15 protein-coding genes are annotated in these 15,787 nt (G+C 61.5%); 9 read left to right on the top strand and 6 right to left on the bottom strand.

Features of this window, described 5'->3' with window-relative positions:
* Positions 1–54: 54 nt before the first annotated feature.
* The 4 genes from ligB to BLW22_RS27565 form a co-directional block, all read right to left on the bottom strand.
* The gene (gene ligB, locus BLW22_RS27580; protein ID WP_074847800.1) at positions 55–1,716 is read right to left on the bottom strand and encodes an NAD-dependent DNA ligase LigB; all 1,662 of its coding nucleotides are present in this window, start codon (positions 1,714–1,716) and stop codon (positions 55–57) included.
* A gap of 95 nt (positions 1,717–1,811) precedes the next feature.
* Positions 1,812–2,162, bottom strand: a complete 351-nt coding sequence (locus tag BLW22_RS27575) for a hypothetical protein (RefSeq protein WP_065925491.1) — start codon at positions 2,160–2,162, stop codon at positions 1,812–1,814.
* A gap of 213 nt (positions 2,163–2,375) precedes the next feature.
* Positions 2,376–3,566: a methionine adenosyltransferase gene (gene metK / locus BLW22_RS27570; protein ID WP_065925490.1), complete on the bottom strand. Its 1,191-nt coding sequence runs from the start codon at positions 3,564–3,566 to the stop codon at positions 2,376–2,378.
* A gap of 19 nt (positions 3,567–3,585) precedes the next feature.
* Positions 3,586–4,581: an ArsR/SmtB family transcription factor gene (locus BLW22_RS27565; protein ID WP_027606041.1), complete on the bottom strand. Its 996-nt coding sequence runs from the start codon at positions 4,579–4,581 to the stop codon at positions 3,586–3,588.
* A gap of 272 nt (positions 4,582–4,853) precedes the next feature.
* Between BLW22_RS27565 and tkt the strand changes: the two genes are divergently transcribed.
* The 6 genes from tkt (at position 4,854) to fba (ending at position 11,230) form a co-directional block, all read left to right on the top strand.
* The gene (gene tkt, locus BLW22_RS27560; RefSeq protein ID WP_065947509.1) at positions 4,854–6,851 is read left to right on the top strand and encodes a transketolase; all 1,998 of its coding nucleotides are present in this window, start codon (positions 4,854–4,856) and stop codon (positions 6,849–6,851) included.
* A 169-nt stretch (positions 6,852–7,020) separates the two neighbouring features.
* Entirely contained in the window at positions 7,021–8,076 is a 1,056-nt protein-coding gene (gene epd, locus BLW22_RS27555) for an erythrose-4-phosphate dehydrogenase (RefSeq protein WP_065947508.1), read from the top strand.
* A gap of 17 nt (positions 8,077–8,093) precedes the next feature.
* Positions 8,094–9,257, top strand: a complete 1,164-nt coding sequence (locus tag BLW22_RS27550; protein WP_027606038.1) for a phosphoglycerate kinase — start codon at positions 8,094–8,096, stop codon at positions 9,255–9,257.
* Positions 9,258–9,286: 29 nt separating this feature from the next.
* Positions 9,287–9,514, top strand: a complete 228-nt coding sequence (locus BLW22_RS27545; RefSeq protein WP_027606037.1) for a hypothetical protein — start codon at positions 9,287–9,289, stop codon at positions 9,512–9,514.
* A gap of 60 nt (positions 9,515–9,574) precedes the next feature.
* Positions 9,575–9,907, top strand: a complete 333-nt coding sequence (locus BLW22_RS27540) for an MliC family protein (RefSeq protein WP_027606036.1) — start codon at positions 9,575–9,577, stop codon at positions 9,905–9,907.
* Between the two features lie 258 nt (positions 9,908–10,165).
* Positions 10,166–11,230: a class II fructose-bisphosphate aldolase gene (gene fba / locus BLW22_RS27535; RefSeq protein ID WP_003177554.1), complete on the top strand. Its 1,065-nt coding sequence runs from the start codon at positions 10,166–10,168 to the stop codon at positions 11,228–11,230.
* Between the two features lie 105 nt (positions 11,231–11,335).
* Here the strand turns inward: fba and BLW22_RS27530 are convergent, their stop codons facing one another.
* Entirely contained in the window at positions 11,336–12,001 is a 666-nt protein-coding gene (locus BLW22_RS27530) for a polysaccharide lyase family 7 protein (RefSeq protein ID WP_065925486.1), read from the bottom strand.
* Positions 12,002–12,309: 308 nt separating this feature from the next.
* Here BLW22_RS27530 and BLW22_RS27525 point away from each other — a divergent pair, with 308 nt between their 5' ends.
* The 3 genes from BLW22_RS27525 to BLW22_RS27515 are packed head-to-tail and all read left to right on the top strand — an operon-like array spanning position 12,310 to position 15,275.
* Positions 12,310–14,415 (top strand): putative bifunctional diguanylate cyclase/phosphodiesterase, encoded by a 2,106-nt coding sequence (locus BLW22_RS27525; RefSeq protein ID WP_065925485.1) that lies wholly within the window; start codon positions 12,310–12,312, stop codon positions 14,413–14,415.
* A gap of 43 nt (positions 14,416–14,458) precedes the next feature.
* Positions 14,459–14,959: a M48 metallopeptidase family protein gene (locus BLW22_RS27520; protein WP_065925484.1), complete on the top strand. Its 501-nt coding sequence runs from the start codon at positions 14,459–14,461 to the stop codon at positions 14,957–14,959.
* Positions 14,960–14,978: 19 nt separating this feature from the next.
* Positions 14,979–15,275 carry a winged helix-turn-helix domain-containing protein gene (locus BLW22_RS27515; RefSeq protein WP_065925483.1) on the top strand — a complete coding sequence of 99 codons (297 nt, stop codon included), beginning with the start codon at positions 14,979–14,981 and terminating at the stop codon, positions 15,273–15,275.
* A 22-nt stretch (positions 15,276–15,297) separates the two neighbouring features.
* Here BLW22_RS27515 and BLW22_RS27510 read toward each other — a convergent pair whose 3' ends face one another.
* The gene (locus tag BLW22_RS27510; RefSeq protein ID WP_065925482.1) at positions 15,298–15,750 is read right to left on the bottom strand and encodes a GNAT family N-acetyltransferase; all 453 of its coding nucleotides are present in this window, start codon (positions 15,748–15,750) and stop codon (positions 15,298–15,300) included.
* Positions 15,751–15,787 lie beyond the last annotated feature (37 nt).

Raw genomic sequence — 15,787 nt, 5'->3', positions numbered from 1 at the left:
GGTCGCAAATAGCAGGGTGAATTCTGCTGTGATTTAAAGGTGGCTGGGTCGGGTTCAAAACCCGTCTATTCCGGCCACACGTAATGTTTCAGCCAATGTCTGTACGTGTGGGTCGCGAAAAAAAGCGCTCAGTTGCGCTGCGCGACCCGGGCCGATGCCATCGATGGCCAGCCAGGCCTGTGTGTCTCTGGCGACCAGCGTCTGCCAGTTGCCCTCCAGGTTGCCGCGTGCCGCAGGCGGTACACCCAAGGCCTTGAGCCATTGTGCGAAGGGGCGTTGCCGAGCGCTGTGAAGGCTGTCGAGCAGCCGCGTGCGGCTGCGCTCACCGAAGCCATCAATGTTAGCAAGCTCTGCCGCATCCAGGGTTAACCAATCGAGAAAGCCTGCGATTAGACCGGCCTGGATCAATATGTTCCACGTCTCGTGGCCTATGTGCGGCAATGCCAGGCCCTGGTTGCCGCTCAGCCAGGTAAGGCGTGCGAGCAGCTGTTCTTCGCAGCCGGGGTCCAGCTGCCAGCAACTCAAGGCGTGAAAGTCCCGAGGGTCGGGCACTGGCAGGTCGACCCTGGTGGTATTGCGCAGGATCACCTGGTCCAGCCGAGGGATCACTTGGCCCGCCAGGCTGATGGACACGTGGTCGCCCGGGCGAATATCCAGGGCCTGCCAGCGCTTCAAGGAGCCGGCGCTGACCCGGCTGATCCGGCGGTCGTCCAGGCGCACCGGCTCCAGTTCCAGAATGGGGGTGATGCGTCCGGTGCGGCCGATCTTGAATTGCACCTGGCGTACCAGGGCCAGGGCTTTGGAGGCGGGGTACTTCCAGGCGACCGCCCAATAAGGCGCACTGGCCTGCCAGCGTTCAGCGGGTGCGCGCTGCGCCTGGTGCAGCACCACGCCGTCGCTGGCAAAGGGCAGGGGGTGGTTGTACCAATAGGTGCGCCAATGTGCTGCTTCGATGATGTCCTGGACGGGCTGGCTGTAGCGCTGGCTGTCGGTGAAACCCCAGCGAGCCAGGGTGGCCAGGCGTTCGGTAAAGGCTGCGGGGCCATTCGGCCAGGCCCAGACAAACAGGCCGATGCCGGCGGCGTCGGTGTCGCGCAGCTGTCGGCGATTCATCAGCCCGGCCACCTTGCTGCGCGCGTTGAGCCCGCCGCGTGCCGATTGCACATGCTCGTCGAGGCGCCAATAAAGTTCGCCTTGCAGCACCAGGTCGATGGGTTCCGGCAGTTGCTGGACAATGCCGGGGATCTTGCGCGCGGAGGCCGACCAGTCCTGGCCCAGCTTGCCATCGCCACGGCTGATCACCTGTTTCAACCGCCCCTGGCGGTACACCAGGGTCACTGCAACGCCGTCCACCTTGGGTTGGATCCATACATCCTGGCGCGTGCCCAGCCAGGCGCCCACGGCTTGCTCATCCAGGCGCTTTTCGAGGCCGGTATGGGCGACCGGGTGCGGCAAGGTGCCCCGTGAACTGGCCAGCGGATCATCAGGCGCCGTGGGGGTGGGCACGCATTGGCGCCAGTGGGCCAGACGCTGGCGGGCCTGGTCGTAGAGTTCATCACTGACGGGGGATTGGCCGAGGCGGTGGTAACTGTCGTCCCACAGGCGGATTTGTTCGGCCAGGGTGTCGACCTGGGTCCCGGCCTCATCGGGGCAGTTTTCAGTCCAGGCCGAAAAGGGTAGAGCGCTGAGGAGCAGAGCAATCAGTAAACGCATCATGAGCATCCTTGCTCGAAAGGGGCGCCCAGCCTAAATGATCCGTTCACCCACAAAAAAGCCCCGACGCTGCGGGGCTTTTTACCGGGTGTTTCGGCTTACTTGAACAGGCCGCCCAGCGCTTTCACGGCATCAGGCTTATCAGCCTTGGCTTCCTGGGTTTGCTGCTTGGCATCGGCTTTGGCCTGGGCTTCGGAGAGTTTGTCACAACCTTTGTTGATCTGGTCTTGCGCTGCTTTGAAGGCCTTCACTTTCAAGCTGTCTTTGCTGGCTTCGGCCGCATCGATCTTGGTTTGCAGGTCTGCGGATTGCTTTTGGCAGTCGCCGGAATTGCCGACACCCAGCTGGGAGCCCAGGGCGCCGCTCAATGCGCTCAGGTCGGCGGCGTGGGCCGGCAGGGCGAACAGGCTGATCAGAAGGGCGGCAGGGGCGAGCGTGGAGATGCGCATGAAAAACCTCAATGTTCGATTGCCTGCGCACTTATGAGTCCCGGGCGGGTGCAGGGCAATATCCAAAATAAGGTGAAGGCCCGAGAGGGCGCGGATTCTAGAGGGCCATTATTGTGCCTGCAAGCTTTGGATCCAAAAAATGTGAAGGCGGTCCCGCAGGCAAGAAAAAGCCCCGCCGGGCAAACCCGGCTAGGCTTTATGTACCGTGGGCGATTACAGGCCGGCGGCAGTGCGCAGGTCGTTGGCGCGGTCGGTTTTTTCCCAGGTGAAGGTGGTGAAGGTGTCGTCGCCGACGGTCTTCTGCGCAGGGGTACGACCGAAGTGGCCGTAGGCTGCGGTTTCCTGGTACATCGGGTGCAGCAGGTCGAGCATGGTGGTGATCGCGTAAGGGCGCAGGTCGAAGATCTCGCGCACCAGCTTGATGATCTTGTCATCGCTGATCTTGCCGGTGCCGAAGGTATTCAGCGAGATCGACGTAGGCTGGGCCACGCCGATGGCGTAGGACACCTGAATCTCGCAACGCTCGGCGAGGCCGGCAGCAACGATGTTCTTGGCCACGTAGCGACCGGCGTAGGCGGCCGAACGGTCAACCTTGGATGGGTCTTTACCGGAGAAAGCGCCACCGCCGTGACGAGCCATGCCGCCGTAGCTGTCGACGATGATCTTGCGACCGGTCAGGCCGCAGTCACCTACCGGGCCGCCAATGATGAACTGGCCGGTCGGGTTGATGTGGAACTGGGTGTCCTTGCTCAGCAGTTCGGCCGGCAGCACGTGCTTGACGATCAGCTCCATCACGCCTTCGCGCAGGTCAGCGTAGGAAACGTCCGGGTTGTGCTGGGTCGACAGTACGACGGCGTCAATGCCGACCACCTTGCCGCCTTCGTAGCGGCAGGTCACCTGGGACTTGGCGTCCGGGCGCAGCCAAGGCAGCACGCCGGATTTACGCGCTTCGGCCTGGCGTTGCACGAGCTGGTGCGAGAAGGTGATCGGGGCTGGCATCAGCACCTCGGTTTCGTTGCTGGCGTAGCCGAACATCAGGCCCTGGTCGCCGGCGCCCTGGTCTTCCGGCTTGGCACGGTCGACGCCCTGGTTGATGTCGGGCGACTGCTTGCCGATGATGTTCATCACGCCGCAGGTCGCACCGTCGAAACCGACGTCGGAGCTGTTGTAGCCGATGTCGGTGATCACGTCACGAACGATCTGCTCCAGGTCAACCCAGGCGGTAGTGGTCACTTCGCCGGCGATGATCGCTACACCGGTTTTCACCAGGGTCTCGCACGCCACACGGGCGAACTTGTCTTCAGCGATGATGGCATCCAGCACCGCATCAGAAATCTGGTCGGCGATTTTGTCCGGATGCCCTTCAGACACGGACTCGGAGGTGAAAAGGGAGTATTCGCTCATCTCGATGTTTTCCTGATATTTACCGATGGTGAGTGTCGCCAGTCGGTCGCTGAAAGTGGCGGACCTGGATCTGGAAACCATTACGTAAACCTACATAGAGGCTTTCCCCGGGAACGAGTCCCGCAGCGGTGGCCCAACGGGCCAGATCGTCCTGTTCAAAACCCAACCAGAGATCACCGCAGGCCTCCCTGGCCCAATTCTGGTTGTGGCTGCATAAATCCGTAACCAACAGGCTACCGCCGGGGTGCAGCAACCCGGCCATTTGCTTTAAAGCGTCGGCGGGGGCGGCGAAATGGTGCAAGACCATGTTCAGCACCACGCAATCGGCCTTGATCGTTGTGCTGCTCAGGGCATCAGCCAACTGCAGGCTGACATTGCCCAACGCCTCGCGCTCACAGAGCTGGCGTGCCAGTTCGAGCATCGCCGGGCTGTTGTCCAGCGCCGTGACCTGCCGAAAGCGGCGTGCCAGTTCCGGCAGGAAGCCGCCATCTCCAGGCCCGACTTCCAGCGCCGTCGCTTCTTCACTGAAGCTCAGCTTGTCCAGCAGCGCCAGTACGCTGTCGCGGTATTGGGCCAGGCCTGCGATCAAGTCCTGCTGGGCGCGAAATTTCTCGGCAACCCGTGCGAAAAAGTCCTGGCTCGCGGCGGCACGTTGCCCGTGGACCTGGCCGATGCGTGACTGCACGTCATGGGGCAGGCTCAGGCTGTCCACTTCCTCAAGCAGGGCCGCGTGCAACTTGCCGCCGAGCAGGTCGGCGTGGGGCAGGGCGCGGCGGTAGAAAATCGCATTGCCTTCGCGGCGGGTGGCGACCAGGTCGGCCTGGGCCAGCACCTTCAGGTGGTGGCTCATGCCCGACTGGCCGATGGCGAAGATCTGTGCCAGTTCCAGTACGCCGAATGAGTCGTTGGTCAGTGCGCGCAATACGTTCAGACGCAATGGGTCGCCAGCGGCCTTGCACAAGGCTGCCAGCTCTTCGCCGTCGTCAGGACGCAGGGTGGGCACGGGTAGGTTCATAAGGCCAGCAGTCTAGTGACGGGTGAGTATCCCCGCAAGGTCAATATCAAAAAGTTTTGATATTGATCGATAAGTGGCGGTTATAAGCAGCCGCTATAACCTTTAGACGAAGCGGTTAAAGGTTTCTGCAAGCGATTGCTGCCCAAAGCACAGGAAAAACACCTGCAAGTGACTATCTGTCATTGCCCGCAGGCGGTGGCTGAGGGAAAATGCCGATCCTTTTTTCCGTTTCTTTTAATCATTCACTCTTCAAAATCCTCAGGAGAACAGCGATGCCCAGCCGTCGTGAGCGTGCCAACGCCATTCGTGCCCTCAGCATGGATGCCGTGCAAAAAGCCAACAGCGGCCATCCCGGTGCCCCGATGGGCATGGCGGATATCGCCGAGGTACTTTGGCGTGATTACCTGAAGCACAACCCGAGCAACCCGTCGTTCGCCGACCGTGACCGCTTCGTACTGTCCAACGGCCACGGCTCGATGCTGATCTACTCGCTGCTGCACCTGACCGGCTACGACGTCACCATCGATGACCTCAAGAGCTTCCGCCAGCTGCACAGCCGCACCCCGGGTCACCCGGAATTCGGCTACACCCCGGGCGTCGAGACCACCACCGGTCCCCTGGGCCAAGGCCTGGCCAACGCCGTGGGCTTCGCGCTGGCCGAAAAAGTCCTGGGCGCGCAGTTCAACCGCCCTGGCCACGACATCGTCGATCACCACACCTATGTGTTCCTGGGTGATGGCTGCATGATGGAAGGCATTTCCCACGAAGTCGCGTCCCTGGCCGGTACCCTGGGCCTGGGCAAGCTGATCGCCTTCTACGATGACAACGGTATCTCCATCGACGGCGAAGTCGAAGGCTGGTTCACCGATGACACCCCCAAGCGTTTCGAAGCCTACAACTGGCAGGTAATCCGCAATGTCGACGGCCACGATCCGGAAGAGATCAAGACCGCCATCGACACCGCCCGCAAGAGCGCGCAGCCGACCCTGATCTGCTGCAAGACCACCATCGGCTTCGGCTCGCCGAACAAGCAAGGCAAGGAAGATTGCCACGGTGCCCCATTGGGTGACGCGGAAATCGCCCTGACTCGCGCCGCGCTGAAGTGGAACCACGGCCCGTTCGAAATCCCGGCCGACATCTACGCCGAATGGGATGCCAAGGAGAAAGGCCTGGCCACCGAAGCCGAATGGGACCAGCGTTTCGCCGCCTACTCCGCCGAATTCCCGGAATTGGCCAACGAGCTGGTGCGTCGCCTGGCCGGTGACCTGCCTGCCGATTTCTCGGAAAAAGCCTCGGCCTACATTGCTGAAGTCGCGGCCAAGGGCGAGACCATCGCCAGCCGTAAAGCCAGCCAGAACACCCTGAACGCCTTTGGCCCGCTGCTGCCTGAGTTCCTCGGCGGTTCGGCCGACCTGGCCGGTTCCAACCTGACCCTGTGGAAAGGCTGCAAAGGTGTCTCGGCCGAAGACGCCAGCGGCAACTACATGTACTACGGCGTGCGCGAATTCGGCATGAGCGCCATCATGAACGGCGTGTCCCTGCACGGCGGCCTGGTGCCTTACGGCGCGACCTTCCTGATGTTCATGGAGTACGCGCGCAATGCCGTACGTATGGCCGCGCTGATGAAGAAGCGCGTGATCCATGTGTACACCCACGACTCCATCGGCCTCGGCGAAGACGGCCCGACGCACCAGCCGGTCGAGCAACTGACCAGCCTGCGCACCACGCCGAACCTGGATTGCTGGCGCCCAGCCGACGCGGTGGAATCCGCGGTGGCCTGGAAGCACGCGATCGAGCGCAAGGACGGCCCTTCGGCGCTGATCTTCTCCCGTCAGAACCTGCAACACCAGGTGCGTACCGACGCGCAGATCGCCGACATCAGCCGTGGCGGCTACGTGCTCAAGGACTGCATCGGCGAGCCCGAGCTGATCCTGATCTCCACCGGTTCCGAAGTGGGCCTGACCGTTCAGGCGTACGACAAGCTGACTGCCCAAGGCCGGAACGTGCGCGTTGTGTCCATGCCGTGCACCAGCGTGTTCGAAGCCCAGGACGCCGGCTACAAGCAATCGGTCCTGCCGTTGCAGGTCAGCGCGCGTATCGCCATCGAAGCGGCTCACGCCGACTACTGGTACAAGTACGTGGGCCTGGAAGGCCGCGTGATCGGCATGACCACCTACGGTGAGTCGGCGCCGGCGCCAGCGTTGTTCGAAGAGTTCGGTTTCACCCTGGAAAATATCCTGGGTCAGGCTGAAGAGCTGCTGGAAGACTAAAGCGCTAACGCGGTGGCCTACTGGTCACCGCCTCTACTGTAGGAGCGAGCTTGCTCGCGAAGATCGTTAACGATAACGCAGCGTTTCTGGTTTAACGCGGCGCTCTCAGGTTCTTCGCGAGCAAGCTCGCTCCTACAGTGGTTTGTGTCGCCCACAATGCGAGAACCCCATGCCCCAAACGCGTCCCTACAAAGTTGCACTCAACGGCTACGGCCGCATTGGTCGTTGCGTCTTGCGTGCTCTGTTCGAGCGAGGGGCGGCAGCCGGGTTTGAAATTGTCGCGATCAACGACCTGGCCGACATGGCCAGCATCGAATACCTGACACGCTTTGACTCCACCCACGGCCGCTTTCCCGGCGAAGTGCGGGTCGAAGGCGATTGTCTGCATATCAACGGCGACTGCGTGAAAGTGTTACGCAGCGCCACCCCCGAGGGCATCGACTGGGCGGCGCTGGGCGTCGACCTGGTGTTGGAATGCTCCGGTGCCTATCACACCCGTGCCGATGGCCAGCGTTTCCTCGACGCCGGTGCTCCGCGTGTGCTGTTTTCCCAGCCGATGGCCAGCGAGGCGGATGTCGACGCCACCATCGTCTTCGGCATCAACCAGGATTGCCTGACCGGCAATGAGCTGCTGGTGTCCAATGCCTCCTGCACCACCAACTGCAGCGTGCCGCTGTTGCGCCTGCTGGATCAGGCGATCGGCCTGGACTACGTGTCGATCACCACCATCCACTCGGCGATGAACGACCAGCCGGTGATCGACGCCTATCACCATGAAGACTTGCGCCGCACGCGCTCGGCGTTCCAGTCGGTGATTCCGGTGTCCACAGGCCTTGCCCGCGGCATTGAACGCCTGCTGCCGGAACTTGCCGGGCGAATCCAGGCCAAAGCCGTACGGGTGCCGACGGTGAACGTGTCCTGCCTGGACATCACCATGCAAACCGTCAGCGACACGGATGCGACGGAGGTCAACCGGATCCTGCGCGACGCCGCCACCAGCGGCCCGCTCAAAGGCTTGCTGGCCTACACCGAGTTGCCCCACGCCAGTTGTGATTTCAACCATGACCCGCATTCGGCGATTGTCGATGCCAGCCAGACCCGCGTTTCCGGTCCGAGGCTGGTGAACATCCTGGCCTGGTTCGACAACGAATGGGGCTTTGCCAACCGAATGCTCGACGTTGCGGAACATTATCTGCATATCGCCTCTAAACAACCTCAACAGTAATTCAGGAACTGCCACCCATGACCGTGTTGAAGATGACCGACCTCGATCTGCAAGGTAAGCGCGTACTGATTCGCGAAGACCTCAACGTCCCCGTCAAGGACGGTGTTGTCACCAGCGATGCGCGAATCCTGGCCTCGCTGCCGACCATCAAGCTGGCCCTGGAAAAAGGCGCGGCCGTGATGGTCTGCTCCCACCTGGGTCGCCCGACCGAAGGTGAGTTCTCCGCCGAAAACAGCCTCAAGCCGGTAGCCGACTACCTGAGCAAGGCCCTGGGCCGTGACGTGCCGTTGGTGGCTGACTACCTGGGCGGCGTCGACGTTAAGCCTGGCGACATCGTGCTGTTCGAAAACGTGCGCTTCAACAAAGGCGAGAAAAAGAACAGCGACGAACTGGCCCAGCAATACGCCGCCCTGTGCGACGTGTTCGTGATGGACGCTTTTGGTACCGCCCACCGTGCCGAGGGTTCGACCCACGGCGTGGCCAAGTTCGCCAAGGTGGCGGCTGCCGGCCCATTGCTGGCGGCTGAACTGGAGGCACTGGGCAAGGCCCTGGGCGCTCCGGCCCAACCGATGGCTGCCATCGTTGCCGGCTCCAAGGTGTCCACCAAGTTGGACGTGCTCAACAGCCTGAGCCAGATCTGCAACCAGTTGATCGTTGGTGGCGGCATTGCCAATACCTTCCTGGCGGCAGCAGGCCACCCGGTGGGCAAGTCCCTGTATGAGCCGGACCTGCTCGACACCGCCCGCGCCATCGCCGCCAAGGTCAGCGTGCCGTTGCCGGTGGACGTGGTGGTTGCCAAGGAGTTCGCTGAAACCGCCGAAGCCACCGTCAAGCTCATCGCCGACGTGGCCGCCGACGACATGATCCTGGACATCGGCCCGCAAACTGCAGCCAACTTTGCAGAACTGCTGAAAGCCTCCCAGACCATCCTGTGGAACGGTCCGGTCGGCGTGTTCGAGTTCGACCAGTTCGGCAACGGCACCAAAGTGCTGGCCAAGGCCATCGCAGACAGCTCGGCATTCTCAATCGCCGGCGGCGGCGACACCCTGGCGGCCATCGATAAATATGGCGTTGCCGACCAGATCTCCTACATTTCTACCGGTGGCGGCGCATTCCTCGAATTCGTCGAAGGCAAAGTCCTGCCCGCCGTGGAAGTGCTGGAAACCCGAGCCAAAGGCTAAGGCTCGTGATCCGGAAAAGGAGTATTCCCATGATCAAGTCGTTGGCAATGGTGATCGCAGCGGGCCTGTTGGCCGGCTGCGGCAGCACGCCAAGCGCAGCGCCGGCGGCAGGCAAACCTGCCACGGAGCAGAAAAAAAGCTGCTATCAGGCTGACTGGCAAGCCGAGACCATGCCGGTAATCAACAAGCGCATCGGCAACGAACGGCTGGAGAAATACGACTCCGCGCCCAACGGTCAGGAACAGGGTTGCCCTTGACGGGTCTGATCAACTAACCGACGGCATCGGCGGCCTTTGGCCCCGCTGCGAGGATTGGCAATGAAAGGCGTTTTCGCCCTGGCAGCCCTGGCCCTATTGGCCGGTTGCAGCAGCATGAACATGTTCAACAAGGCAGAGCCGGAAGGTAAGTGGACCACTTGGACCTGCGACAGCAAGGCCGAGGTCAACTGGCGCTTCGCCAACCAGGCCCGCAGTGAGGTGGATGTACGCCTCGGCGGTTCCGACCAGGTTTATCGCCTCAAACAGGATGTGGCGGCTTCGGGCGTGCTGTACAGCAACGACCAGTTGGCGTTTCACACAAAAGGTGAGGAAGGCCTGGTTTACTGGGTTGCCACCGACGATTTGATCGGGCGCGGCTGCAAGGCCCAGTAAATAGAACGCGGTCTCAACATCGATGAGACCAAAATGTGGGAGGGGCGGTGCGACGATTCGACTTGCCCCCGATAGCGGTGGATCAGCCAACAGAGTCATCACTGACAGGCTGTCATCGGGGGCAAGCCCCCCTCCCACATCAGCAATAACGATTCAGCACGCCAGGCATGCAAAGCCTGACCTGCAATAACTTGAATAGCAGCCGCCGCTACGGCAGGCTTGCACGATTAACGACCCTCGACCGGGAGAGACAACACAATGGCACTTATCAGCATGCGTCAAATGCTGGACCACGCAGCCGAGTTCGGCTACGGCGTCCCAGCCTTTAACGTCAACAACCTTGAGCAGATGCGCGCCATCATGGAAGCCGCTGACAAGACCGACTCCCCAGTGATCGTCCAGGCTTCGGCCGGTGCGCGCAAATACGCCGGTGCCCCGTTCCTGCGTCACCTGATCCTCGCCGCGATCGAGGAATTCCCACACATCCCGGTGTGCATGCACCAGGACCACGGCACCAGCCCTGACGTGTGCCAGCGCTCCATCCAGCTGGGCTTCAGCTCGGTGATGATGGACGGCTCCCTCGGCGAAGACGGCAAGACCCCGACCGACTACGAGTACAACGTACGCGTAACCCAACAAACCGTGGCCATGGCCCACGCCTGCGGCGTTTCGGTTGAAGGCGAACTGGGTTGCCTGGGTTCCCTGGAAACCGGCATGGCCGGTGAAGAAGACGGCATCGGCGCCGAAGGCGTGCTGGATCACAGCCAGATGCTGACCGACCCGGAAGAAGCTGCCGACTTCGTCAAGAAGACCCAAGTGGACGCCCTGGCGATCGCTATCGGCACCAGCCACGGCGCCTACAAGTTCACCAAGCCACCGACTGGCGACGTACTGGCGATCGACCGCATCAAGGAAATCCACAAGCGCATCCCTAACACCCACCTGGTGATGCACGGTTCTTCCTCGGTACCGCAAGAATGGCTGGCGATCATCAACCAGTACGGCGGCGACATCAAAGAAACCTACGGCGTACCGGTTGAAGAAATCGTCGAAGGCATCAAGTACGGCGTGCGCAAGGTCAACATCGACACCGACCTGCGCCTGGCGTCCACCGGCGCGATGCGTCGCCTGATGGCCACCAACCCGAGTGAGTTCGACCCGCGCAAGTTCTTCGGTGCGACTGTGACCGCGATGCGTGATGTGTGTATCGCTCGTTATGAAGCGTTCGGTACTGCCGGTAATGCTTCGAAGATCAAGCCGATCTCGTTGGAAGCGATGTACCAGCGGTATTTGAAAGGTGAGTTGAACGCTAAGGTGAACTAAGCCTGAGGCGTTAAAAAGAAGCCCGCAGCGATGCGGGCTTTTTTTTGGCCGGAAATCAGTCTTGCGCCCATCGGGCATTGCCTGCTCGAATCGAGGCCGATCCGTTCACTCGTGATCAATATCCAACTTGGCAAACGTCACCTTGGCGCCTTCCTTGCTGTCCCCGCTGTTGTCCTGCACATAAGCGCCTGCCTTGAAGTACAGCGGCTTGGCGGCCCACGCGGCACCGATACGCTCGTTCCACTCACTGTCGGCGGCGTACACGCTGAGCAGGCCGGCCTTGTTGAGGTTGATCACGTAGGTGAAGCTTTTCTCCAGCGGCACATTGGACGCGACGATGATCACGCGGCTTTCATCTTCGTCCGGGCGCATGCGCACCTTGGCGACGATGTTGCCGGTCTGGGTCTTTTCCTTGAACTGGTATTCGAGCTTGATCAGCGGTTTCTGGCTGTCATAGGCGTGGATCTGGCCGATGACGATCTTGCCGCTGGAGGGCACCTGGTTGACCGCCAGGGTGGCGCGCAGGAAGTTGTCGGCTTCGGGGTAGGTCCAATTGCGCAGGCGGCCGTCGGCGTAGGTTTCGCGCAGTTCGCTGCGCGGGTACACGGCGTTTTCGGTGCGGGTGCCGGTGACGGGGGTCCAGAATTGCACGTTGCTGCCTTCGGCCTGGAAGTATTGGTCGTTGAAGCCGCTGAGCAGCCTGGGCGTGTCGATCGTCGCGGGGGGCGAGCCGACCGGAATGCTCAGGTTCCAAGTGGAGAGGTCGATCATGGCATTGGCCTTTTACAGGGGGTGAAGGCTTTGGCCCGGGGGCCTGACAGGTTCTTTATAGGCGGTGGCCGGCCAGTTGTTAAACGTTTGCTGGCAATTTATTGGCGCCAAGGGAATGCCAAAAAGCCATGTTTCCCATGAACCGTGGGCTGTAGAGGTTGACCGTTAGTCGGCTGACTGAACTTTGGCGCAATGATGGCGTCCACGTCACTTCTGATTTTCAGGATCCGGGGCTAGAGTGAGGCCTCAATGTTTGTCCGGGTTTTCTCTCAGAAGTGACCGGAGTAGACCCAAGGAAGAGACCTAGCATGGAATGCGCTCCACCTCATGGCGATGGCAGTTCGGTTCTTCTGGTGGTCGATGACTACCCGGAAAATCTGATCAGCATGCGTGCGCTTCTGCAGCGTGATGATTGGGTGGTGATCACCGCCGCGTCCGGGGTGGAAGCCCTCGAGTTACTGCTGCAGCATGAGGTCGACCTGGTGCTGCTGGATGTGATGATGCCCGGCATGGACGGTTTCGAAGTCGCTCGCTTGATGCGCGGCAGCCAGCGCACGCGCATGACCCCGATCATTTTTCTGAGTGCCAACGCCCAATCCCCCGCCGCCGTGCTGGAAGGCTACGCCAGCGGCGCCATCGACTACCTGTTCAAGCCCTTCGACCCGCACATCCTCAAGCCCAAGGTCCAGGCGTTGCTGGAGCATCAGCGCAACCGCCGGGCCTTGCAGCGCCTGAGCCATGACCTGGAGTCCGCCCGGGCGTTCAATGCCTCGGTATTGGATAACGCCGCCGAGGGCATCCTGGTGGTGAGTGAAGAGGGCGTGATCGAATACGCCAACCCGGCGATTTCGCGCCTGCTCAATGCCACGATCCAGGAACTGCAAGGCCAGGACTTCCTGAGTTTCCTGCAAAAGCCCCATGTGCCCACTTGGCCGGATTCGCAAATGTACGCCGACTACCGCCGCGGTGAAACCTGGCGCCTGCACGATGCGCTCCTGCGCACCAGCCGTGGCCAGCAAGTGCCGGTGGCGTTGTCCTGCGCGCCGCTGCCCGCAGAGCAGAAGGCCATGGTGGTGACGGTGCTGGATATGTCCGAAGTGCGCCACCTGCACCAGCAGCTGGAATTCCAGGCCGTGACGGATCCGCTGACCGGGCTGTTGAACCGGCGTGGTTTCTACCAGGCGGTGGAAAACACCTTATCCCGCAGTGAGCGGACAGAGCAGTCCCTGGTGTTGCTGTACCTGGACCTGGACGGTTTCAAGCGGGTCAACGACTCCCTGGGCCATGATGCCGGCGACCGTGTATTGCGCTGGGTCTCGGAGCAATTGCAGGGCTGTCTGCGCTCCTACGACATTATTGGCCGCATGGGCGGCGATGAATTCACGGCGCTTCTGGAGCTGGAGTTCCCGGAGCAGGCGGCAAAGATCTCGGAAAAGCTGATCGAGCGAGTGTCGGTGTGCCAGCAGGTCGACGGTTTGGATGTCATGCTCGGCGTCAGCATCGGCATTGCCACCTTCCCGGATTGCGGCGCGGATTTGAGTGGTTTGCTGCGCGCGGCCGACATCGCCATGTACGAAGCCAAGCGCGCCGGCCGCCAGCAATATCGCTATTACGACCAGGAAATGAACGGTCGCGCCCGCTCGCGGCTGATGCTTGAAGACAGCGTGCGTACGGCGATTCAAAACAAGGATTTCACCCTGGTCTATCAGCCCCAGGTTTCGCTGGTGGATGGGCGTTTGCGTGGCGTTGAGGTGTTGTTGCGCTGGCGGCACCCCAGCGTCGGCGATGTGCCGCCGGGGCTGTTTTTACCGTTGCTGGAAGAGGCGCGGCTGATCAGTCAACTGAGCACGTGGATCTATCAGCAGATCGCCGCCCAGCGCCAGGCGTGGCAAGCCGCGTTCGACGATGAATTGGTGCTGAGCGTGAGCCTGAGCAGCAGTCAGTTCAATATGCCTAACCTGGTTAACCAACTGCAGCAGATGCTCGAGCGCTATGGGCTGGAGGGGTATCAGTTGGAGGTGGAAATCAGCGAGGACTGCCTGATGAGTAACCTGGAAGAGGCCGCCAAGCAGCTCAAGTTGCTGCGCCGTATCGGGGTGCGTATCGCCCTGGATGACTTCGGTTCGGGCCAGTGTTCCCTGGCGCATTTGCGCGACCTGGCCTTCGATACACTCAAGCTTGATCCGCAATTGGTTGCGCGGCTGCCGGGCTCGGTGCGGGACGCGGCGATGGCGCGCAGCATTATCGAGCTGTGCAGGCATTTTGAGGTGGTCGTGGTGGCCGAGGGCGTGGAAACCCAGGAGCAGGCCCAGTGGCTCAAGGCCCAGGGTTGCCCGTTTATCCAGGGGCCGTGGGCGGCGCAGCCCCTGATGGCTGAAGAAGTGGTCGACTGGTCACGCGCCCGCGTGCGCTGAATTCGCTACACTGGCGCCCATCCGAATCCTGTTGCAGACCCCAATGACCGCGCTGAAATACCTCCAGGCCTACCCCGCTGCCCTCCAGGAGCAAGTGCGCCAACTGATCGCCAAGGACCAGTTGGGCGCCTACCTGGAGCAGCGTTACCCCGATCGCCATGGGGTGCAGAGCGACAAAGCCCTGTACGCCTATGCCCAGGCCTTGAAGCAGGAACACCTGCGCAACGCGCCGGCCATCGACAAAGTGCTGTTCGATAACCGCCTGGACCTGACCCACCGCGCCCTGGGCCTGCACACCACGATTTCGCGGGTGCAGGGCGGTAATCTCAAAGCCAAGAAAGAGATCCGCATTGCCTCGCTGTTCAAAGAGGCCGCGCCGCAATTCCTGCGCATGATCGTGGTTCATGAGCTGGCGCACTTCAAGGAATCGGACCACAACAAAGCGTTCTACAAACTCTGCGACTACATGATGCCCGGCTACCACCAGGTGGAATTCGACCTGCGGGTATACCTCACGTATCGCGACCTGCAGGGCAAGCCCTGACCGCACAAGGCGACCAACCATGGATGTGAGCAAGACCAAAAGCAGCTTCTACCGCCGGCTGTACGTGGCGTACCTGATCGACAGTGGGCTGGCCAGCAGCGTCCCGGCGCTGACCGATGTCACCGGCATGCCCCGGCGCACCGCGCAGGACACGATTGCGGCGCTGGCGGACCTGGATATTGTGTGTGAGTTCGAGCAGGAGGATGGGGCCCGCAACCATGCCGGGCATTATCGGATTCGCGATTGGGGCGCGATTGATCGGGGGTGGATCGAGGTGAATCTCAGCCAGATCAAGCGGGTTCTGGGTTACCCCTGAGTTCAGTGGTGGCTGGGCGGCCTCAAGCGCGCCGCATCCCGATATGCGGAATGTCATCCTCCAGGTATTCCTCACCCGCCACCACAAACCCATACCGCCCGTAATACCCCTGCAGATGGGCCTGGGCTGACAGGAAGATCGGCATCTCAGGCCAGATCTCGTCAATCTGCCTGAGGGTTTCTTCCATCATCTGGTGCCCCAGCCCGGTGCCCCGTGCAACCGGCGCCACGATTACACGGCCGATCACCACGTCGCCGCCCTGGGACTCCGGGTCCAGCAGGCGCAGGTAGGCCACCAGCTCGTCGTCTTTCCACGCCATCAGGTGGTGGGTATCGCCCGCCAGGTCTTGCCCGTCGATATCCTGGTAGACGCACTTCTGCTCGACAACGAAGACCTCGCCGCGCAAACGCAAAATGGCGTACAGCTGCTCCTTGCCCAGGTCGGTGTGATGTTTACAGACCCAATCGACTGTCATGGTGTGTTCTCACTTGAATGTCTGTTCTGGATAGTAA

The sequence above is a fragment of the Pseudomonas marginalis genome, from assembly GCF_900105325.1.
Taxonomy (GTDB): Bacteria; Pseudomonadota; Gammaproteobacteria; order Pseudomonadales; family Pseudomonadaceae; genus Aquipseudomonas; species Aquipseudomonas marginalis.
The sequence above is the reverse complement of the archived record's forward strand: the minus strand, read 5'-3'. Positions and strand labels throughout refer to the sequence as shown.